Here is a 20,368-nt window from a genome sequence, read left to right on the forward strand (position 1 = left end):
TGCAACGGCCTGTCACGTGGCAGGGATCAGATCGCCGTGTAGTTAATGACGAAACGTTAAAGTGGCTCGCGCACGCCGAGGCCGTGCATGAAGCGTTCCCGGATCTGAACGGGATCCCTGCGGGTGGTGCCGACGCCCGGCTTGTCGTCGATGCGGACCGCGATCAGGCTCGGCTCGGAGGCGGACAGGGCCTCGTCGACCAGCCGCTCGAAATCCTCCTCGTCCGCGGCCCAGACGCTGTTGGCAAGTCCCGAGCCTGTGGCTATGGCGACGATGTCGGCGACGCCAGCGGCCGGTGTCGGCTGCGCACCGGTGATCTGGTAGATGCCATTGTCCATCACGATCATGATGAGGTTCTTCGGCTTCAACGCCGCAATCGTCGCGAGCGCGCCGAGCTGCATCAGCAGCGAGCCGTCGCCTTCGAGCGCGAAGACGCGGCGATCGGGCTGGGCCAGCGCGACGCCCAACGCAATCGGGAAAGCCAGCCCCATGCTGCCGAGCATGTAGAAGTTCTGCGGGCGATGGCCGGCGGCCCAGAGATCGAAATTGGTGTTGCCGATGCCGCCGATCACCGCTTCCTCGTGCTTGAGCTTGGCGATCAGGCGCGAGGTGACATCGAAGCGGTTCATGACCTTGGTGTTGCGGTTGTCCAAATCTGTGCTCATTCTGGCCGGCCTCACTTGTCGAAAACCTTGCCGCCGGTGAGCAGCGGGTTGAGGATCAGCGCCACCGGCGCCTGCGTGGTAACGGCCTGCTTGATCGAGCGGTCGGCGATGAATTCGAGTTCGTCGAGCCGGGTGATGGTGTGGTGCTCCAGCGCGAGCGAATCCAGCACCGGGCGCATGGTCCGGCAGACCAGCGATTGCCCGTAATTGAACTCGCCAAGCGTGCCGCGCTCGGAGACGAACATGATCAGCGGGATCTGGTAGGGCACCGCGAGCGAGGCCAGCACGTTGGCGAGCGTGGCGAAGCCGGAGGTCTGCATCAGCACCGCGCCGCGACGTCCGCCCATCCAGGCGCCGGAGACGATACCGACGGCCTCCTCCTCGCGGGCGGTGGCAAAGGTGGTGAAGAAGGGGTCGGCGTGCAGGTTCTTGATCAGCGGCGTCAGCACGCGGTCGGGCACGTAAGGGATCAGGCTGATCTCGTTCCGCTTCAGGGTCTGCAGGACGATGCCGTGCCAGCTCCTGTCGCTGGCGCCTTGTGCCGCCTGGGGCGAGGTCTGCTGTTCCGCAAGCGCCATTACGTTCTCCCTTGAGCCGCGCATGCTTCTTGGTTCTGGCCGTCGCGGCGGTCTGCCGAACTTGACGCGGCGGGCGGGATTGTCAACATGTCCGGGCCAGCACCGTGATCTGCGCCAGACGGCCTGCCGTGGCCGGCACCGCCATGTCATAAGCGGCGATAATGCAAAAACGGGAGGAACGCATGGACGGGGCGCGGGGTGCGCTGGCCTTGCGGGTCTCCTTGAGAGAGCCGGAAGGGTCCTGATGTCCGTCAATAGCAAGCGCGTCTTCTACGTCAAATACCTGGCCAATCCGATTTATATCGACATCCTGAAGGCGCGGTCCGACGTCCGGCTCGATCGCATCGAGAACGAGAGCCCCGAAGATTTCTACGCCCCGATCCTGAACGCGGCGCATGTTTACCAGATCGGCGCCGCCCGCGACGAACTTGCCCCGCATTTCCATGTCGATGCCGCCTTCCTGAAGCGCACGCCAAACCTGTTGCTGGTCTCCAGCAATGGCGCGGGCTTCGACCCTGTCGACGTCGAGGCCTGCACCGATGCGGGCGTGCTGGTCGTCAACCAGTCCGGTGGCAACGCCCATTCCGTCGCCGAGCATGCGCTGGCGATGATGCTGACGCTGTCCAAGCGCATCATCCAGTCCGACCGCCGCCTGCGCCGCGAGCGCGACGTCAACCGCAACGAGCTCGTCGGCAACGAGGTCGAGCACAAGACCGTCGGCATCATTGGCCTCGGCAATGTCGGCCGCCGCATTGCCGCGCTGTGCAAGGGCCTGCTCGGCATGAAGGTGCTGGCCTATGACCCGTATTTGTCGGCCGAGGTGATGGCCGAGCGGGGCGGGGCGAAGGTCGAGCTCGACGAGCTGCTGCGCCGCGCCGATTTCGTCTCGATCTCCTGTCCGCTCGACAAGAAAAGCCGCAACATGATCAGCACGCGCGAATTCGCGCTGATGCAGCCGCACGCCTATTTCATCACCACGGCGCGCGGCTTTATCCACGACGAGGACGCGCTGCTCCAGGCGTTGCGCGACAAGCGCATCGCCGGCGCCGGCCTCGACGTCTGGTCGAAGGAGCCGCCACCGCCGGAGCATCCGCTGCTCCAGCTCGACAATGTGCTGGCGAGCCCTCACACCGCAGGCGTCACGATCGAGGCGCGCCAGAACATGGGCCGCATCGCCGCCGAGCAGGTGCTGGAGACGCTCGACGGCAAACGCCCGCCGCGGATCATCAATCCCGAGGTCTGGCCGCGCTACGCCGAGCGCTTCAAGCAGGCGTTCGGCGTGACGCCGGGGTAGGGGCGTGCGAAGCCTGATCGCGCTCCGATCGTTGGTTACGCGGATGAAAATAGAACGCGGCGGATTTTACTGATGGCGTGAATGAACGCGTATCACTTGTCCTGTAGTTGAAAGTCCATGAGCATATTTTCGATTGCGACATCAGGACTTTCCGCGGCGAGTTTGCGTGTGAACGTGGCCGCGAGCAACATCGCCAATGTCCGCACGACCGGCCCGCTACCCGCCTCAAGCGGATCGAGCACATCGGCCGGTGCGGGCAGCTCGAGCATTGGCCCGACATTTCCAGCGGCCTATGTGCCGTTGCGTGTCGATCAGGTCTCCCAATCGAGCGGCTCGACGCCAGGTGATACTGTCGCAACCGTGTCGACGGTTTCGCCGAGCTATACCGCACAATCCGACCCCGGCGCTCCCTTCGCAAACGAGGACGGCCTGGTCGTCGCGCCGAACGTCGATCTCGGCAGCGAGTTCGTTCAAATGGCAGCCGCCAAGTACAGCTTCATTGCCAATGCGAAGGTCATTCAAGCCTACGCCGAGACAGAACAGACCCTCCTCGATATCAAGACGTGATCGCTGACGGATTGTATCGACGCCTGCATTGGCGGCGGGAACCGTCACCGATCTTGATCCGCGTCAAAATCTCCTTTCCCGGTTCAGGCTAAATGGGATTAAAGTGCCGCCGGGGCACGCTGGCGCAGGCAGGAGGTCCCATGTCAACTTATGTCGTCAGGTTCATGAAGGACGTGCTCGGCCAGTACGGCCGGCAGATCGAGGTTTGCCAGGGCACGCTCGAAATCGACGCCACCGACGAGGACGAAGCCAGGGAGCGGGCGAAGGCGAGGTTTTGCAAGGACCAGGCGTTGCATCACTGGTCGCTGCATGCCGACCGGATCCAGGTCAAGCCGGCTGACTTTCCCTCGTAAGATTTAACGGCCCGGTGCCGGTAGCGTCGGCGGAGCGGTGACGCCCGCGCCGAGCGATCGCTGCACCATGACCGTGTCCGACCAGCGGCCGTGGCGATAGGCGACACCGCAGAGCAGGCCGGCGCGCGCGAAGCCGAACTTTTCGTGCAGCGCCAGCGAGGGCGCGTTGTCGGCGTCGATATAGCCGATCATCTGGCGGAAGCCGGCCGCCGCACACGCATCGATCATTCCCTGGAGCAGCAGCCGGCCGACGCCGCGGCCGAGATGTTCGTAGTGGACGTAGATCGAATGCTTGGCCGTGTAGCGATAGGCCGGGCGCTTGCGGAACAGCACGGCATAGGCATAGCCGACCACCTCGCCGCGATAGGTCGCGACCAGATGCGGCAGGCGGGTCTGCTTCAGGTTCTTGCGGCGGTCGCGCAGATCGTCCGGTTCGGGCGCGCCGGTTCCCTCGACATCGCGCGGCACGCCATTGCGGACGTGATGGCGGTAGATCGCCAGCATCGCCTCGACATCGCTCTCCCGTGAGGGGCGGACCTGAACCGGCTCGTCATCTGTACGCGCAATCGCTGTTTCGTTCATCGGCACCTACTCGGCAACGACGTAAGTATAGAGGCCGATGCGGCCCTGTGCATCGATCTCCTTGTAGACGCCCTGGATTTCCACATCGAACCCCGGGAACGTGTTGAAACAGGTTTCGAACATTTTGAGATAATCCACCATGGGCTTGGCCCGCTCCGTCAGCCGTTCGCCGGGCACGATGGTGGCGATGCCGGGCGGGTAGACCACGAACGGCGTGGTGGCGATGCGGCCCGCGATCGCCTCGATCGGCAAATAGTCGACGTCGTTCTTGAACAGATAGCGCGCGGCATCGCGGGGCGACATCGCGATCTCGGGCATGTGCTCGGGCATGAACTGCCGGGCCTGGAGGGCGCTGACGTCGGCGGCGCGGAAGAAGCGGTGCATGTCGCCGCAGAGATCGCGCAGCCGCACGCCGGCATAGCGCGCCTGCCGCCGCTGGTAGAATTCAGGGATGACGTCGGCCAGCAACGCGTTGTCGTCATGCAACCTTTTGAATGCGACAAGCCCGGAGATCAGCGTGCCGGCCTTGCTCGCCTCGACGCCGGGGGTCAGCAGGAAGAGCAGGGAGTTGAGGTCGTTCTTCTCAGGGACGATGCGGTTTTCGCGCAAATACTGCGCGACCACAGGCGCGGGAATGCCGTGCTCGGCATAGGCGCCGGTGGTGCGATCGAAGCCGGGCGTCAGCAGCGTCAGCTTGTTCGGGTCGGTCATGGCAAAGCCCTCCGCGAGATCGGGAAAGCCGTGCCAGTTGGTATCTGGCGAGAGCTGCCACAGCGCCGGATTGGTGGCGAGCTCGTCGGTGGAGAGGGTCTCCCAGGCGACGTTGTGCGCGGCGCCGGGGCGGCTGACGTCGGGAATGGCGACGCGATCGGGAACGAAGGGCTCGAAGAACCAGCGGCGATCCGGATTTTGCTCCTTCTCCTCGAACTCCCGGCGCATCGCGCGGATCTTCTTGCGCAGCTCGATGCCGAGCCGGATCGTGTCGTCCCAGAGGACCTCGCCCGAGCGGCCCTTCATCATCTGCGCGCCGACGTCGAGGGAGGCGAACAGCGGGTAGAACGGCGAGGTCGAGGCGTGCTGCATGAAGCTCTCGTTGAAGCGGCGGTGTTCGACGCGCCGCTTCTGGCCGCGGATATGGCGGTCCTTGATGTGGATCTGGGAGGCCTGCGAGAAGCTCGCGAGCTGCTTGTGGGTGGATTGCGTGGCGATGATGCCGGGCGCTTCGGGAGGAAGGTTCGCCAGCCCCATGGCGAAGCGGCCGGCATAGAGCGGGTGGAACTTCATGAAGCCGGCCCAGGCCTCGTCGAACAGGATATATTCGCAGAGATGGCCGATGCGCTTCAGGATCATCTCGGCGCTGTGGATCGAGCCGTCATAGGTGCACTGCTCGACCACGGCGACGCGGAACGGCCGCTCCTTGCGCCAGGCGTCCTTGTCCGTCACCAGCGGATGGTTCCGGATCGCCTCGCGCAGGGCCTTCTCGTCGAGCATGTCCCAGCGCATCGGGCCGATCAGGCCCCAGGCATTGCGGATGGTCGGCACGTAGATCGGGATGCCGCCATTGATCATCAGCGCGCCGTGATGGGCGGCCTTGTGGTTGTTGCGGTCGAACAGCACAAGGTCGCCGTCGGTGACGAGAGCGCCGAGCGCGACCTTGTTCGAGGTCGAGGTGCCGTTGAGCACGAAATAGGTCTTCTCCGCGCCGAAAATCTGGGCGGCTTCCTTCTGCGCCCTCAGCGCGGGACCCTCATGGGTGAGGAGGTCGCCGAGGTCGAGCACGGAATTGTCGAGGTCGTCGCGAAACACGGATTCGCCGAGATGCTCGACGAAGACCCGGCCGATCGGACTGCGGTTGTAGAACACGCCGCCATTGTGACCCGGACAGGTCCAGAGCTGGTTGCCTTCTTCGGCGTAGTCGACCAGCGCGCCGAAGAACGGCGTCTTCAGCGTCTCGGCATATTGCTTGAGCCGGCTGATCAAATTCTTGGCGATGAAGGTCGGCGTCTCCTCGGAGAGGAAGACATAGCCGTCGATGAAGTCGAGCACCTCGACCGGCAAATCCTCGAAGCGCTTGCGCCGGATCAGGAGGATGATCGGGAAGTCGAGGCCGCGGCGACGCATCAGGTTGATCAGCGCCGAGGTCTTCCCCTCGAGGCCCTTCTTGCCCCAGTCCACCACCATGCAGCCGATCGCGGCGTCGGTCTGCACCGCGATCTCGGCGTCCTCCAACCTGCGGGCCCTCACGACCTCGAAGCCGGAGCGCTGGATCTCCTCGATAATCTGGTTGAAGCGGATGCCTTCCAGATCGTCGGCGTCGAACACGGGCGCGGCGAACAGGAAGTTGAAGCGCTTGAAATAATCCATGGCGTGTCCCGAATCTACAGAAACTGGCAGGTCTCTGCACTTTCGATGACAGTTCTATGACAATCGCCCGATCCAGCGGGGATCGTGTGACGGGCGATCAATCCAGCAACTTGTCCAGCGTGATCGGGAAGCGCCGGATGCGCTTACCGGTAGCGTGATAGACTGCGTTCGCGATCGCCGCAGGTACGCCGACGATGCCGATTTCGCCAATGCCCTTGACGCCCAGCTTGTTGATCCGGTCGTCGGGTTCGTCGACGAAGATGACGTCGATGTCGTGAACGTCGGCATTCACGGGAATGTGGTACTCGGCGATGTTCGCGTTCATGATCCGGCCGAAGCGGTGATCCATCACCGTCTCCTCGTGTAGTGCCATTCCGATGCCCCAGACCACGCCGCCCATGATCTGGCTGCGGCCGGTCTTGGTATTGAGGATCCGTCCGGCTGCGACCGCGCTCACGACGCGCGTGACGCGGATGACGCCTAGTTCTTCGTCAACCTTGACCTCGGCGAAGACCGCCGAATGGGTGTTGCGCGCGTGCGACTTGTCCTCCGCGAAATGATTGAGCTTCTGCTTCTCGATCCGCTCGAGCTTGCCGTGGCGCATCGCATCGGCGATCGAGACGGCACAAGCCTTGTCGCCGGCTTTGGCGATCGTGCCGTCGACAAGGATCACGTCGGGCGCATCGACGCCGCCGAGGGGCGAGGAGGGCATCGCCTTGGCGAGCCGTGCGAGCTCCTGGCGAATGTCTTCGGCCGCGCCCAGCACGGCGTGCGCGGCCGACGCCGCCATCCAGGAACCGCCTTCGACAGGGGCCTGCGGCAAGGTCGAGTCGGCAAGCTTCACGTCGATATTCTCGATCGGCAGCCCGAGGGCGTCGGCGGCCACCTGTGCCACGATGGTGTAGGTGCCGGTGCCGATATCGGAGGCGGCGCAGGATACTTCGGCATGGCCGTTCGACGTCAGCACGATGCGGACGGCGGCCGGCATCTGAAGCGCCTCCCACACCCCCGTCGCCATGCCCCAGCCGACCAGCTCCTTGCCGTCGCGCGTGGAGCGCGGCGCAGGATTGCGCCGGCCCCAGCCGAACGCTTCCGCGCCGCGGGCGTAGCATTCGCGCAGCTGCTTGCTGGTGTAGGGCAGGTCTTCGCTCTGGTCGCGGTCCGAATAGCACTTCAATCGCAGCTCGATCGGATCGAGCTTGAGCGCGACGGCCAATTCGTCCATGGCGCATTCGAGCGCGCAGACGCCGGAGGCGGCGCCGGGTGCGCGCATGTCGCAGGGTGTGGAGAGGTCGAGATCGACGAGCTTGTGGGAGAAGAGGCTGTTCGGGCTCTTGTACAGCTGTTCCGCCCAGCCGGTGTCATTGCGCGAAAAATCCTCGTAGCGCGAAGTCACGGCAGTGGCCTCGTGCGTGACGGCATCGAGCGTGCCGTCGGGCCTTGCGCCGAGCGCGACACGCTCAATGGTCATCGGCCGGTAGCCGAGCCCGTACATCTGCTGCCGTGTCAGCACGACACGGACGGATCGCTTGAGTTCGAGCGCGGCAAGCGTCGCCAGCACCACCTGGCATTGCGGCCGCAATCCGGAGCCGAAGGCACCGCCGACATAGGGCGAGACCACGCGGAGATCATCGGGCTTCTTGTTGAACACACTGCATAGATATTTGTGGACGTTCTGGACACCTTGCGTCTTGTCATAGACGGTAAGCCTGCCGTTGCCGTCGCGGACCACCGTGGTCGCATAGAGCTCCATCGGGTTGTGGTGCTCGGTCGGCAGGACATAATCCGCCTGGTGCCGCACAGCGGCCCCAGCCAGCGCCGCGGCGGCGTCGCCGCGCGGCTTGTGCGGCCGATCCACTTTGCCGGCTTTGCCATGTTCGGATTCGAGATCGGTTGCAAATGCCTCCCGGTCGTATTCAACGCGCACGCGGGTCGCGGCGAATTTAGCGGTTTCCCAGTCATCCGCCACGACGAGCGCGATGGGCTGGCCGTTGAACCAGATCCTGTCGTCATAGAGCGGGCGGAAGGGCGAGCCCTTCTCCGGCGCCACCTCGTCCTTCCAGGCATCGTCATTGTCGGCGAGGGGCGGACGATGCGCATGCGTGAGCACGTCGACCACGCCCTTCACTTGCAGCGCGTCGCTGGCGTTGAGGCGAGCGATACGTCCGCGCGGAATCGTGGCCTCGACAACGAAGCCATGGAGGAGGCCGTCTGCCGGGAATTCGCCGGCATATTTGGCGGCTCCGGTGACCTTGGCGCGGCCATCGACGCGGGACGTTGGCGTTCCGACATAGGCGTTCATCGGTCCCTCACGCGATTTTCTTGTGAGCCTGTGATTGTGGCGTGGCGCTCGCGGCCTGTATCAGCGTACGCACGATGGCGCGGCGTGCGAGCTCGATCTTGAAGCGGTTATGTGCGCGGGCCGTTGCCCCGTGCAGCAGCAGATCGGCCGCGCGCGAGAAGTGGTCCGGCGTCGCTGCCTGGCCGCGCAACGCCGCTTCGGCCTCAAGGCTGCGCCAGGGCTTGTGAGCCACGCCGCCGAGCGCCAGGCGGGCTTCGCTGATCGCGTTGCCATCCAGTTCGAGCGCGGCCGCGACCGAGACCAAAGCAAAAGCATAGGACAGCCGGTCGCGGATTTTCAGATAGCTGTAGTTACGGGCAAAGCCACGCTTGGGAAGTTCGACGGCCGCGATGATCTCGCCGGTGCCGAGATTTGTGTCGACATGGGGCTTGTCCTCCGGGAGCCGATGGAAATCGGTCAATGCGATCGTGCGCTGCCCGGAGGGACCTGCGATGTGCACGAGCGCACCGAGCGCAGCAAGTGCGACGCTCATGTCGGACGGGTTGGTCGCGATGCAGGACGCGCTCGTACCGTGGATTGCGTGGTTGCGGTTGAGGCCGTCGATTGCCGAGCAGCCGCTGCCGGGATCTCGCTTGTTGCAGGGCGTCGCCGTGTCATAAAAGTAGGCGCAGCGCGTGCGCTGCATCAGGTTGCCGCCAACGGAGGCCATATTGCGCAATTGCGCGGAAGCGCCGGCGAGGATGGCGCCGGCGAGCAGGGGGTAGCGCTGCTCGACAAGCGGATGGTAAGCGAGGTCCGAATTCGGCACCAAGGCGCCGATGCGCAGGCCTCCGTCGGCCGTCTCCTCGATGTCGCGGAGCGGCAGGCGGGAGATGTCGATCAGCCGGGAGGGCCGCTCGACATTTTCCTTCATCAGGTCGATCAGATTGGTGCCGCCGGCAATCAGCTTGGCGCCGGGATCGGCGGCCAGCAAGCGGATCGCATCGGCGATGTCGGTGGCGCGGGAATATTGGAAGTTGTTCATGGCCGGCCCATTGCCTGCTGGATCGCAGCGACGATGTTCGGATAGGCGCCGCAACGGCAGAGATTTCCGCTCATCAGCTCTCTGATCTCGTCGGCATCCCGGGCGCGGCCTTCGGCCAGAAGGCCCGCGGCCGAGCAAATCTGTCCCGGCGTGCAATAGCCGCACTGAAAGGCGTCGTGGTCGATGAACGCCTGCTGCACAGGATGAAGCGTTCCGTCCTTGGCAAGGCCTTCGATCGTCGTGATCTCGGCGCCGTCCTTCATGACGGCGAGCGTCAGGCAGGAATTGACGCGCCGACCGTCAACCAGCACGGTGCAGGCGCCGCATTGGCCGTGATCGCAGCCTTTCTTGGTGCCGGTCAGCGCAAGATGGTCACGCAGGGCATCCAGAAGCGTGGTCCAGGGCACGAGATCGAGCGTGTGGCCGACGCCATTGACGACGATATGAACTGGAATGCGTTCGGGAATCTCGTGCGTGACATCGCTCATGTCCTGCTCCCTGCGACGGCGACTGAGCCGAGACGTCAGCCGAGCTGACGCGGAGGCACCGTTGCCTCCGCTTGCCAATGGCCTCCAACTTACAACCGGCCGCTTGGTTCCCTGCCGGGAATTATGGCGCCCGCGACACAGTGTCAGCGCTTGGCTTCGCCGAAAACCACCGTCGGCACCGCGCGGTTGACGATCTCGCGCAGCGCGAAGCTCGATTGGACGCGCGCCACGCGCGGCAGGCGCGACAGTTCGGTGCGATGGATGCGCTCGAAATCCTGGATGTCGCGGGCGAGCACGATCAGGATGTAGTCGTCGGTGCCCGACATCAGGAAGCAGCGCACGACGGACGGGCATTTCACCACCTCCGCCTCGAACGCCTTCAGCGCCTCGTCGCTCTGGCTCTCCAGCGCAATGCGGACCAGCACCGTCGTGGTGAGGCCGAACTGCGCGAGATCGAGCGCGGCCTGGTAGGCCTGGATGTAGCCGTCGTCCTCCAGCGTCTTCTGCCGCCGCGCCAGCGCCGTGCTTGATAGCCCGACCTTCGTGGCGAGCTCGGTGTGGCTGGCCCGCGCATTGGTGGTGAGTTCCGCGAGGATGGCGAGATCTTTCCGGTCGAGGGCCAAGGTTTCGTTTCCAGCGTGAAAGGGCGTTTGCACGCCGGAAACCGGCGCGGGGAGGTCGAAGCTAGCGGATATTTGCACGAAACCAAACTGGCCCGATCGCTACGATGACGGGGTGAATCAGGACGTTGGAAGGAGCCCAAAATGCGCGTCGGTGTGCCCAAGGAGATCAAGGTGCAGGAATATCGCGTCGGGCTCACCCCGGGCGCCGTCCGCGAATATGTCGCGGCCGCGCACCAGGTGACGGTCGAGACCGGCGCCGGCAGCGGCATCGGCGCTTCCGACGAGGTGTACCAGCGGGCAGGGGCCGCGATTGCCGAGAGCGCCCGCGACATCTTCGCGAACTCCGACATGATCGTGAAGGTGAAGGAGCCGCAGAAAAGCGAATGGGCCCAGCTTCGCGAGAGCCAGATCCTTTTTACCTACCTCCATCTCGCGCCGGATCCCGAACAGGCCAAGGGTCTGCTCGCTTCCGGTTGCACTGCGGTCGCCTATGAGACCGTCACCGACGCGGCCGGTCACCTCCCCCTTCTTGCGCCGATGAGCGAAGTCGCCGGCCGCCTCGCCGTCGAAGCCGCCGGCGCCGCGCTCAAGCGATCGGCCGGCGGCCGCGGGGTTCTGCTCGGCGGTGTGCCCGGCGTGCAGCCGGCGCGCGTCGTCGTGCTCGGCGGCGGCGTGGTGGGAACGCAGGCCGCGCGCATGGCGGCGGGCCTCGGTGCGGAAGTCACTGTGATCGACCGCTCGATTCCCCGTCTGCGCGAGCTGGACGATGTGTTTCTCGGGCGGGTGCGCACCCGCTTCTCGACCATCGAAGCGGTCGAGGACGAGGTGTTCGCCGCCGACGTCGTGATCGGGGCGGTGCTGGTGCCGGGCGCCAGCGCTCCAAAGCTCGTCACGCGCGCGATGCTCAAGTCGATGCGGCCGGGCGCCGTGCTGGTCGACGTCGCGATCGACCAGGGCGGCTGCTTCGAGACCTCGCATCCGACCACGCACGCCGATCCGACCTATCAGGTCGACGGCGTCGTGCATTATTGCGTCGCCAACATGCCGGGCGCGGTGCCGGTGACGTCGAGCCAGGCGCTGAACAACGCAACGCTGCCGTTCGGCCTGATGCTCGCGAACAAGGGCTTTGCCGCGGTTCTGGAAAATCCGCATTTGCGCAACGGACTGAACGTGCATCGTGGCCGCATAACCAACAAGGCGGTTGCCGAGAGCCTCGGGCTGGAATTTGCTTCGGTCGAGAGCGGCCTCGCCGCTTGACGGCTACACTGATTTGCGGTGGCGGCTGCCGAGCGCGGCTTCGATCGTTTCCGGACGCTCGATCCGCTCGATCAGCATGTCGATGCATCACCGCCCCAGAACAGCTCGCCGTTGAACACCATAGTCGGCACGCCGAACACGCCGAGTGCTTCGGCCTCGTCGATGATGCGGTCGTGCTCGGCGCGGGCAGGGCCGTTGACGAAGGCTTCGAACTCGCTCGCCGAGCCGCCGCACGCGGTGATGACGTCCGTGATTGCGGCGAGATCGTCGATCTCGAGCTCATGGCTCCAGAATTTGCGGAACACCGTGTCGTGATAAGGGCGGAAGAAGCCGTGCCGCTGTGCGAACAGCATTCCAACGCTGGAATAGAAGGCGTCATAGATCCGGCGCGGCCCCTTCATGACGAGCCCTTGCGCATTGGCATAGCGCCGCGCGTCCATATAGGCGTAACGCACCTTGCGCCAGAAATGCGGCGTGCGCTCCTCGACCGTCCCCATGAATTCGGCGACGCGCAGCGTATAGGGCAGCCATTCGAGCTCGACGCCGTGCGTCTCCTCGAGCGAAAATAGCCGCTTGTTGGCGACGAACGCGTAAGGGCTCTTGTAGTCGGTGTAGACGCGGACAAGCGGCTTGGGCATTGGCGGCTTCCTCGGCGTACGGCGCTCCCGGTTGTGCGGGAGATTAACCCGCGAATTCCGTCATTGCGAGCGCAGCGAAGCAATCCAGAGTATCTCCGCGGAAAGATTCTGGATTGCTTCGCTGCGCTCGCAATGACGACGAGGTGAGGTTTACGCCTTCGTCAACCTGTACTGCCCCAGATCCGGATCATGCGTCATGCGCCAGTAGTCCACGAACCGCCAGGGCATCGCCGAAAACACGCGGCCGCTCGAATTGCGATAATAGGTGCTCATGCCGGGATGGGTCCAGATCATCGCCTCGTGCTCGGCATCGACCTTGCGGACGTAGTCGTCGAGCACGTCCTGACGGACGTCGATGGCGGCGACGTCGTGCTCGATCATATCGGCGAGGCAGGCGGAGATATAGCGGCTCTGGCATTCCGACTGGAAGATGACGCTGCCGCCATGGGCGGGGCCGGAGTTCGGGCCGAGCATGCAGAAGAAGTTCGGAAAGTCTGGGACGGTGAGGCCGAGGAACGCGGTCGGATTGTCGTTGGCCCAGGCCTCGCGCAGATCCTTGCCGCCGCGGCCGCTGATGTTGAGGCGTGCCGCCATCTCCGTCACCTTGAAGCCGGTGGCGACGACGATGATGTCGGCGGGGCGGTGCTCGCCGTCAGCGGTGACGATGCCGTCGCGATCGAAATGATCGATCGTGTCGGTGACGAGCTCGACATTGTTCCGCGTGAGCGTCCTGAACCAGTTGTTTTCGAGCAGGATGCGCTTGCCATAGGGCGGATAGGTCGGCACGCACCTTGCGATCAGGTCGGGCCGATCCTTCAGCTCGGTGAGGATGAAATCGGTCAGCTCCTGGCGATGCCGGTCGTTGCCCTTGTTGACGGCGCGCTCGGGATGCGGCCAGGCCGGGTCCTTGCGCAGGAACGGCAACAGGCCGTCGCCATAGCGCCAGAACATGTTGAAGCGATACCACTGCACATAGAACGGCAGATGCGCGAGCAGCCAGCGCGCGCGGTCGCTGATCGGATCGGAATAGCCCTTAACGGGCCGCGCCCATTGCGCGCTGCGCTGATAGACCGTGACGGAGGCGACGCGGCCGGCGATCGACGGCACCAGTTGCATCGATGTTGCGCCGGTGCCGATCACGGCGACATGCTTGCCGTCGAGGTCGATATCGCCTGACCACAGCGCCGAATGCAGGATCGTGCCTTTGAAGCTGTCCTCGCCCTTGAAATGCGCGCGCGAAGGATCGTTGAGCTGGCCGATGGCCGAGACCAGAGCGGTGGATTCAAAGGTCTCTTCGCCGTTCTGGGTCTTCAGCGTCGAGATCCAGCGTCGCTTGCCTTCGTCCCAGCGCGACGACGTCAGCTCGGTATTGACGCGCAGATGCTTGCGGATGCCGTATTCCTCGGCGACCTTCTGGAGATAGCCGAGTAGCTCCTCTCGTTGGCAGAAATAGCGCGTCCATGCATTGCCCGAGCCGAACGAATAGGAATAGGAGTGGTTCGGCGTATCGACGCCGCAGCCGGGATAGCGGTTGATCCACCAGGTGCCGCCGAGCTCGGCGTTTTTCTCGACGATGGTGTAGGGGATGCCGAGATGGCCGAGCGCGACGCCGAGCGCGATGGCGCAGACGCCGGCGCCGACGATCAGCACATGCTGGCCGGCAAGCTTCTCGTCGGAAGGACGCTTCGTCCATTGCGGCTCGCGCGCTACAAACCCCATCTCCTCGCGCATCAGCGGTGCATATTCCGGCGCGACGTTCTCGCCGAGGCAGGCGCGCATCATCTTCAAGAGCAGCGCTTCGCCGGGATCGGTAATGACAGGTTTTGGCGTGCCGTCGGCAAACAGCCTGACCACTGCGGCGCGGATCTCGTCCTGGACCTCTCGGGGCACGCCGGCCTCCGGATCGGGAATGAGGCGGATGTCGCGCTTGGGCAAGTACGGCGGCTCGAGCCAGCGCTCATCGCCGGTCATGTGCACCAGCACCATCAGCAGGCAGCGGATATCGCCTTCGGCGATCGCGGAGACGAGATCGAGCGGCTTTTGTGGAGATGCGATGTTCATGGCGTGTCCTGATCTCCGGATGCACTGAAGAGGCCGCGCGTCATCAGCTTGCGATAGGCGGAGATGACGTGGTCGGGGACGGCGGTGACGCCGCCTGCCGAATAGGAGTAGCGGCGGCTGAGATAGCCGCGCGCGCCCATCAGCATGTGGACGATCGCCTCGAATTCCTCGTCGCTGTAATCCTCGATCGCGCCTGCCGTTCGCGCGCGGCGCAAGATGCGAACATAGGCGACGGAGATGTTGTCGAGATGTTTCTGGTAGCCGATGGGCGCGAAGAATTCGGCCTCGTTGAGGATGCGCAGGAACTCCGGCACCTCGCGGATAAAGTCGAAGAAGGCGGAGAAGCGGGCGATCTCCTGCCGCGCGGCATCGGCGGTGCCGGTGCGGGCGCGAATGAATTCCACCATGTCGAGGCCGATCTTCGGCAGGAGCTGGTCGAGCAGCTCCTGCCGGTTCTCGAAATGATTGTAGAAGGTGCCTTGCGCGACGCCGGCTTTTTCCGTGATGCGGGCGACGGAGGCTTCGGCATAGCCATGCTTGCCGACGACCTTGGTCGCGGCGTCAAAGATCTTCTGCTTGGTCCAGGCGTTGCGCTCGACGCGGTTGAGCTTTGTGACCTTGGCATTCGCTTGCGTCATTCAGACGTCTCCAGCTCGGCGCGCAGCACGCGCTTGAGGATCTTTCCGCTCGGATTCCGCGGCAGGCTGTCGCGGATGACGAGCTCCTTCGGCACCTTGAAGCTCGCCAGGCGCGTACGGCAGTGCTCGGTGAGGGCAGGGAGTTCGAGGCTCGCGCCTTTGGCCAGCACCACGATCGCGACCGGCCGCTCGCCCCAGCGCGCATCGCGCAGGCCGATCACCGCGACTTCGCGCACCTCGGGCAAATCGTAGATGACGCGCTCGACCTCGGAGGAAGCGATGTTCTCGCCGCCCGAGATGATCATGTCCTTCTTGCGGTCGGTCAGGTACAGGAAGCCTTCCTCGTCGAGATAGCCGACATCGCCGCTGCGGAACCAGTCGCCGAAGAAGGCCGCCGCCGTCTTCTCCGGATCCTTCCAATAGCCGCGCGTGATTTTCGGTCCGCGCAGGCAGATCTCGCCATTGACGTTCGGCGGCAGCGTCTTGCCGTCCTCGTCACGGATCTCGATCTCGACGTGGGCGATGGCGCGCCCGGTTGAGCCGATCTTCTCGATCTCGCGGCCGGCTTCCATGAAGGTGTCGCCGCCGACGGTCTCGGTGAGGCCATAGGCATCGATGTAGCGCGCATTGCGGAAGAACTCCGAGAACGCGCGGATGCGCACCTCCGGCGTCTTCTCGCCTCCGCCGATCGCCCATCGCAGGCTGGAGACGTCGTAACGATCGCGGGTGGGGCAGGTGAGCATCGCTGTGGTCATCACAGGCGCGAACCATGCCGCGTTGAGCTTGTCCTCCGCGATCGCCGCAAGCGCGGTCTCCGGCTCGAAATTGCGTTCGATGCGGATGAAACCGCCATGCCAGAGCACGGCGATGCCGGGCAGGTCGAGCGCGCCAACGTGATAGAGCGGGCCGACGACGAGCAGTCGGGTCTCGGCGCTGATGCCGAGCGCAATCGTCTGGTCGGCGGACTTCCAGTAGAAATTATCGTAGGTGAGCATCACGCCTTTGGGGCGGTCGGTGGTGCCCGAGGTGTACATCAACCGCATCAGGTCGGATGGATGGCGCACGTGCATTGACGCGGGCGACGCATCGCTCGCGAGCCGTGTGACGCTCTGCTGCGCGGCCTCGTTCAGCACGACAATCTTCGCGCCCGCTGCATTGGCGGTGAGTTCTTCATCGACGATCAACAGCCGCGCGCCGGCATTGCCGGCGATGTAGCCGACCTCGTCGCGCGAGAGACGGAAGTTGATCGGCAAGAACACCGCGCCGAGATGGCTGGTGGCGAAGACGAGCTCCAGGAACGCCGCGCTGTTCTTCATCAGCACGGCCACGACGTCGCCCGCGCCGATGCCCTGCGCGGCGAGCCAGCCGGCCGCTTGCCGGATGCGCGCATCGAAATCGGCGTAGGAGATCTCCTCGCCGCGATATTTCAGCGCGGGCCGGTCCGGCGTGCGCCGGGCATGAAAGGTGATGAAGCTCGAAAGATTGATCATTTTGCGGGTTTTGGGCCGATTACCGGCCTCGTTTCCTCCTTGGGTGAATTATGACTCGTAATTCATCTTTGGCTTGACGTCACCCCCCTGCCTCTGAAATTGTTGGGAACACGGAGACGAGATGATCTCCGGCAAGGGACCAGGAAACGCCGACCCGAAAGAGGGAGGGGAAAATGACGAGAACCCGCATGCCGGGCATCAGCCGCCGTTCAACGCTGGCGCTGATGGGCGCCGGTGCGATGAGTGTTGCCGCACCGTGGGTGGCGCGCGCGCAAGCCAAGACCATCAAGATCGGCATGCCGACGATTCTGTCGGGCCGCGTCGCGCAGCTCGGCACGTCGTCGCGCAATGCGGTGATGCTCGAGGTCGACAAGGTCAACGCCGCCGGCGGACTTGCCGGCCGGCAGATCGAGATGGTGATCCGCGACTCCAAGGGCCAGCCGCAGGAAGCCGCCCGCGTCGCGCGCGAGCTCGTCAACACCGACGGTTGCGAGTGGCTGATCGACGGCGAGGCGTCGTCCGGATCGTTTGCGGTTCACGAAGTTGCGCGCGATCTCGGTGTGCTCTGCGTCCACACCTGCTCGGAAGCGTCCTCGCTCACCGCCGATCCAAAGCAGCACATCCCGAACGCGTTCCGTTGCGTCCGCCAGGGCATCCACGATTCCATCGTCGGCGGCAGCTATGCGGCCTCGATCGCGAAAGCCAAGGGCCTGAAGAAATGGGCGACCTGCTCGCCGGACTATGCCTATGGCCGCGACACCACCGGCGAGTTCACGCTGTACCTGAAGCGCTTCGCGCCTGACGTCGAAATCATCAGCGAGTCCTGGCCAAAGCTGTTCCAGCCCGACTACACCGAAGTCGTGACCAAGATCCTCCAGGCCAAGCCGCAGGCGCTGTACTCCTGCCTGTGGGGCGGCGATCTCACCTCCTATATCGACCAGGCCAACATCTACGCGATGTTCGGCCAGATGGAGGTGTTCGCGGTCAACATGGCCGACTACACCGCGCTTACCGTGGTGAAGAACCTGCCCAAAGGTATCCACTCCGGCAACCGCTACATCAAGACCTTCCCGACCACGCCGGAGAACGCGGCCTGGGGCGATGCCTACAAGGCGAAGTACAACGAATATCCGACCAACTGGTCGTGGCAGAACGCGACGGCCGTGATGTTCCTCGCTGAGGCCGCGAAGAAGGCCAACTCCACCGACGGCAAGAAGATCGCGGAGGTGCTGAAGGGCCTCACCATCAAGTGCCCGTTCGGCGCCGACGGCACCGTGACGATGCGCGGCGACGATCACACGCTGGTCGGCTACGCCATCGGCTGGGGCACTACGATCCCGCAGGAGCCCTACGTGCCCGAGGTCAAGGCCGGCGACTGGAAGACCATCTTCGAGCTCGAGGCCGAGTGGAAGAAGAGCAAGGGCTACACCTGATCCGATGCGCGGCGGGGACGGGCGACCGTCTCCGCCGTTTCTATCTGGTTCTCCGCGCCAAGTCCGGCGCGTCGCAATGAAAGTGCTCCCGTGGATCTCGACGCGCTCGCCGGCTGCCTCTCCAGTTCCGCCTGCCTGGTGACGCAAACCACCAGCGGCCTCATCATCGGCATGCTCCTGTTCCTGGTTGCAGTCGGGCTGACGCTGATCTTCGGCGTGCTCAAGGTCGTCAACTTCAGCCACGGCGCCTTCTACATGTTCGGCGCCTATTTCGCGATGACGGCCTATCAGCTCACCGGGAGCTTCGCGCTGGCGATGTTCGCGGGCGCGGCCGGGACCGCGGTTCTCGGCCTGATCTTCGAGCGCGTCTTCATGAGCCGCGTCTATGGCGCCGACGTGCTGATGCAGCTGCTCGTCTGCTACGCCTTCGTGCTGATCTTCGACGATGTCGTGCGCATCATCTGGGGGCCGGAATTCAAGTCGATGGGCATGCCCGCGGCGTTCCAGGTGATGCCGCTGTTCATCGCCGGCGGCGTGGTGCCGCCTTACTACCTGCTGCTGATCGGCGTCGCGCTCGTTGTGGCGATCGTGCTCGGCATCGGATTGTCGCGCAGCCGTATCGGCAAGGTGATCCGGGCGGCGGCACATAATCCTGGTATGGTCTCAGCGCTCGGCATCAACACCGGCCTGATCTATGGCGGCGTGTTCGCGCTCGGCGGCATGCTGGCTGGCCTTGCCGGCGCGCTCGCGGCGCCCGTGCGTTCGCTGACCCCCGGCATGGGATTTTCGGTGCTGATCGAATCCTTCATCGTCACCGTGATCGGCGGCATGGGCTCGATCCTGGGCGCTCTGATCGGCGCGCTGCTGCTCGGCCTTATCAGGTCCTTCGGCTCGCTCGGCTTTCCCCTGTTCACGGAAGGCCTGATGTACCTGTTCATGGTGATCGTGCTGGTCTCCAAGCCCACCGGCCTGTTCGGCAAGGAGGCGGCATGACCGAGCTCGAGGCCGGCCGCGCCGAGACGCTGGCGCCGGTGCGCAGCGGTGCGGCGCTGCAACGCTATCGCGACGTCCTGATTGCGCTCGTCGCCTTTGCCGTGCTGGCGAGCCTGCCGCTGTTCACCGGCAGCAAGGCGTTGCTCGATTTCGTCATCCGCTGCTCGGCTTACGGCCTGTTCGCGACCTCGCTGAACCTGCTGGTCGGCTACACCGGCCTGACTTCGTTCGGCCACGGCATGTTCTTCGGCCTTGGCGCCTACAGTTTTGGCCTGATCATGCAGAAGCTGGGCGTGCCGATTCCCGTGGCCTTCGTCGCGACGCTGGCGATCACGGCGGCAATCGCCGCCGTCATCGGCGCTATCTGCGTGCGGCTGAAGGATATCTATTTCGCCTTCGTCACGCTCGCGTTTCAGATGCTGATCCACTCGACCATCCTGTCCTGGGCCTCCTTCACCGGCGGCGACCAGGGCCTGCGTGGCGGCATTCCGCGCCCCACATTCCTCGGCATCAATCTTGCGAACCACATCCATCTCTATGTCGCGAGCTGCGCGCTTCTCATCCTCGGCCTGCTCGCGATGCGCCAGATCGCGCAATCGCCGTTCGGTTACACGTTGCGCATGATCCGCGACAATGCCGCGCGCGCAAGCTTCCTCGGCATCGACGTCTGGCGGGCCAAGCTGACTGTCTTCGTGCTGGCGGCGCTGTTTGCCGCGATGGGCGGCATGGTGATGGCGCTGTTCGTCTCTGGCGCCTATCCGGAATTCGCCTATTGGACGATCTCGGGCGAGGGCATCTTCATCAACATGCTCGGCGGCGTCTCGACCTTCCTGGGGCCGATGGTCGGCACCGTGCTACTGCTTCTGCTCAACGACACCGTCACGCGCTTCACCGAATACCACGGCATCGTGCTCGGCGTGGTCATCCTGTTCTTCGCGCTGGGCCTGCGCAAAGGCCTGCTGGATTTCGTTGCCGACTGGTTCGCGCACCGGCGTGACGCAGGCGAGGGGCGCTAGCG

The 20,368-nt window shown here is 64.5% G+C and carries 19 protein-coding genes; 7 read left to right on the forward strand and 12 right to left on the reverse strand.

The window, feature by feature from the left end:
- Positions 1-56: 56 nt before the first annotated feature.
- The gene (locus tag J4G43_RS18285) at positions 57-665 is read right to left on the reverse strand and encodes a thiamine pyrophosphate-dependent enzyme (RefSeq protein ID WP_208085826.1); all 609 of its coding nucleotides are present in this window, start codon (positions 663-665) and stop codon (positions 57-59) included.
- Positions 666-676: 11 nt separating this feature from the next.
- Positions 677-1,243, reverse strand: a complete 567-nt coding sequence (locus J4G43_RS18290; RefSeq protein ID WP_014496644.1) for a thiamine pyrophosphate-binding protein — start codon at positions 1,241-1,243, stop codon at positions 677-679.
- Between the two features lie 244 nt (positions 1,244-1,487).
- Between J4G43_RS18290 and J4G43_RS18295 the strand changes: the two genes are divergently transcribed.
- The 3 genes from J4G43_RS18295 to J4G43_RS18305 all read left to right on the forward strand — a co-directional run bounded on the left by J4G43_RS18295 (position 1,488) and on the right by J4G43_RS18305 (position 3,457).
- Positions 1,488-2,537 carry a hydroxyacid dehydrogenase gene (locus J4G43_RS18295; RefSeq protein WP_208085827.1) on the forward strand — a complete coding sequence of 350 codons (1,050 nt, stop codon included), beginning with the start codon at positions 1,488-1,490 and terminating at the stop codon, positions 2,535-2,537.
- Positions 2,538-2,654: 117 nt separating this feature from the next.
- Positions 2,655-3,104, forward strand: a complete 450-nt coding sequence (locus J4G43_RS18300; protein WP_208085828.1) for a flagellar basal body rod protein FlgC — start codon at positions 2,655-2,657, stop codon at positions 3,102-3,104.
- Between the two features lie 140 nt (positions 3,105-3,244).
- On the forward strand, positions 3,245-3,457 hold the full coding sequence (locus J4G43_RS18305; RefSeq protein ID WP_028150282.1) for a hypothetical protein: 213 nt from the start codon (positions 3,245-3,247) through the stop codon (positions 3,455-3,457).
- A gap of 3 nt (positions 3,458-3,460) precedes the next feature.
- Here J4G43_RS18305 and J4G43_RS18310 read toward each other — a convergent pair whose 3' ends face one another.
- The 6 genes from J4G43_RS18310 to J4G43_RS18335 form a co-directional block, all read right to left on the reverse strand.
- The gene (locus tag J4G43_RS18310; RefSeq protein WP_208085829.1) at positions 3,461-4,039 is read right to left on the reverse strand and encodes a GNAT family N-acetyltransferase; all 579 of its coding nucleotides are present in this window, start codon (positions 4,037-4,039) and stop codon (positions 3,461-3,463) included.
- Positions 4,040-4,045: 6 nt separating this feature from the next.
- On the reverse strand, positions 4,046-6,403 hold the full coding sequence (locus J4G43_RS18315) for an Orn/Lys/Arg family decarboxylase (protein ID WP_208085830.1): 2,358 nt from the start codon (positions 6,401-6,403) through the stop codon (positions 4,046-4,048).
- A 97-nt stretch (positions 6,404-6,500) separates the two neighbouring features.
- Entirely contained in the window at positions 6,501-8,705 is a 2,205-nt protein-coding gene (locus J4G43_RS18320; RefSeq protein WP_208085831.1) for a xanthine dehydrogenase family protein molybdopterin-binding subunit, read from the reverse strand.
- 7 nt (positions 8,706-8,712) lie between these two features.
- Positions 8,713-9,729, reverse strand: a complete 1,017-nt coding sequence (locus J4G43_RS18325; protein WP_208085832.1) for an FAD binding domain-containing protein — start codon at positions 9,727-9,729, stop codon at positions 8,713-8,715.
- Positions 9,726-10,217 (reverse strand): (2Fe-2S)-binding protein, encoded by a 492-nt coding sequence (locus J4G43_RS18330; RefSeq protein WP_063984503.1) that lies wholly within the window; start codon positions 10,215-10,217, stop codon positions 9,726-9,728. Before J4G43_RS18330 ends, J4G43_RS18325 begins: the two co-directional genes overlap by 4 nt.
- Before the next feature lie 143 nt (positions 10,218-10,360).
- On the reverse strand, positions 10,361-10,840 hold the full coding sequence (locus J4G43_RS18335; RefSeq protein ID WP_208085833.1) for an Lrp/AsnC family transcriptional regulator: 480 nt from the start codon (positions 10,838-10,840) through the stop codon (positions 10,361-10,363).
- A 141-nt stretch (positions 10,841-10,981) separates the two neighbouring features.
- Here J4G43_RS18335 and ald point away from each other — a divergent pair, with 141 nt between their 5' ends.
- Positions 10,982-12,097 (forward strand): alanine dehydrogenase, encoded by a 1,116-nt coding sequence (ald, locus tag J4G43_RS18340; protein ID WP_208085834.1) that lies wholly within the window; start codon positions 10,982-10,984, stop codon positions 12,095-12,097.
- Between the two features lie 71 nt (positions 12,098-12,168).
- On the opposite strand, the gene J4G43_RS18345 is transcribed toward ald, so the two are convergent.
- From J4G43_RS18345 to J4G43_RS18360, 4 genes are all read right to left on the reverse strand, one after another.
- Complete coding sequence (locus tag J4G43_RS18345) at positions 12,169-12,735, reverse strand: 2-hydroxychromene-2-carboxylate isomerase (RefSeq protein WP_225004955.1); 567 nt, start codon at positions 12,733-12,735, stop codon at positions 12,169-12,171.
- Between the two features lie 150 nt (positions 12,736-12,885).
- Positions 12,886-14,796, reverse strand: a complete 1,911-nt coding sequence (locus tag J4G43_RS18350; RefSeq protein WP_208085835.1) for a flavin-containing monooxygenase — start codon at positions 14,794-14,796, stop codon at positions 12,886-12,888.
- Positions 14,793-15,434 (reverse strand): TetR/AcrR family transcriptional regulator, encoded by a 642-nt coding sequence (locus J4G43_RS18355; protein WP_208085836.1) that lies wholly within the window; start codon positions 15,432-15,434, stop codon positions 14,793-14,795. The genes J4G43_RS18350 and J4G43_RS18355 overlap by 4 nt, the downstream gene beginning before the upstream one ends.
- On the reverse strand, positions 15,431-16,924 hold the full coding sequence (locus J4G43_RS18360; RefSeq protein ID WP_208085837.1) for an AMP-binding protein: 1,494 nt from the start codon (positions 16,922-16,924) through the stop codon (positions 15,431-15,433). Before J4G43_RS18360 ends, J4G43_RS18355 begins: the two co-directional genes overlap by 4 nt.
- A 173-nt stretch (positions 16,925-17,097) precedes the next feature.
- Here J4G43_RS18360 and J4G43_RS18365 point away from each other — a divergent pair, with 173 nt between their 5' ends.
- The 3 genes from J4G43_RS18365 (at position 17,098) to J4G43_RS18375 (ending at position 20,366) form a co-directional block, all read left to right on the forward strand.
- Positions 17,098-18,357, forward strand: coding sequence for an ABC transporter substrate-binding protein (locus J4G43_RS18365; RefSeq protein ID WP_028150294.1), 1,260 nt, complete (start codon positions 17,098-17,100; stop codon positions 18,355-18,357).
- Between the two features lie 90 nt (positions 18,358-18,447).
- Positions 18,448-19,350, forward strand: a complete 903-nt coding sequence (locus J4G43_RS18370) for a branched-chain amino acid ABC transporter permease (protein ID WP_166351542.1) — start codon at positions 18,448-18,450, stop codon at positions 19,348-19,350.
- Positions 19,347-20,366, forward strand: coding sequence for a branched-chain amino acid ABC transporter permease (locus J4G43_RS18375; protein WP_208085838.1), 1,020 nt, complete (start codon positions 19,347-19,349; stop codon positions 20,364-20,366). The genes J4G43_RS18370 and J4G43_RS18375 overlap by 4 nt, the downstream gene beginning before the upstream one ends.
- Positions 20,367-20,368 lie beyond the last annotated feature (2 nt).

Source organism: Bradyrhizobium barranii subsp. barranii, from assembly GCF_017565645.3.
Classification (GTDB): domain Bacteria; phylum Pseudomonadota; class Alphaproteobacteria; order Rhizobiales; family Xanthobacteraceae; genus Bradyrhizobium; species Bradyrhizobium barranii.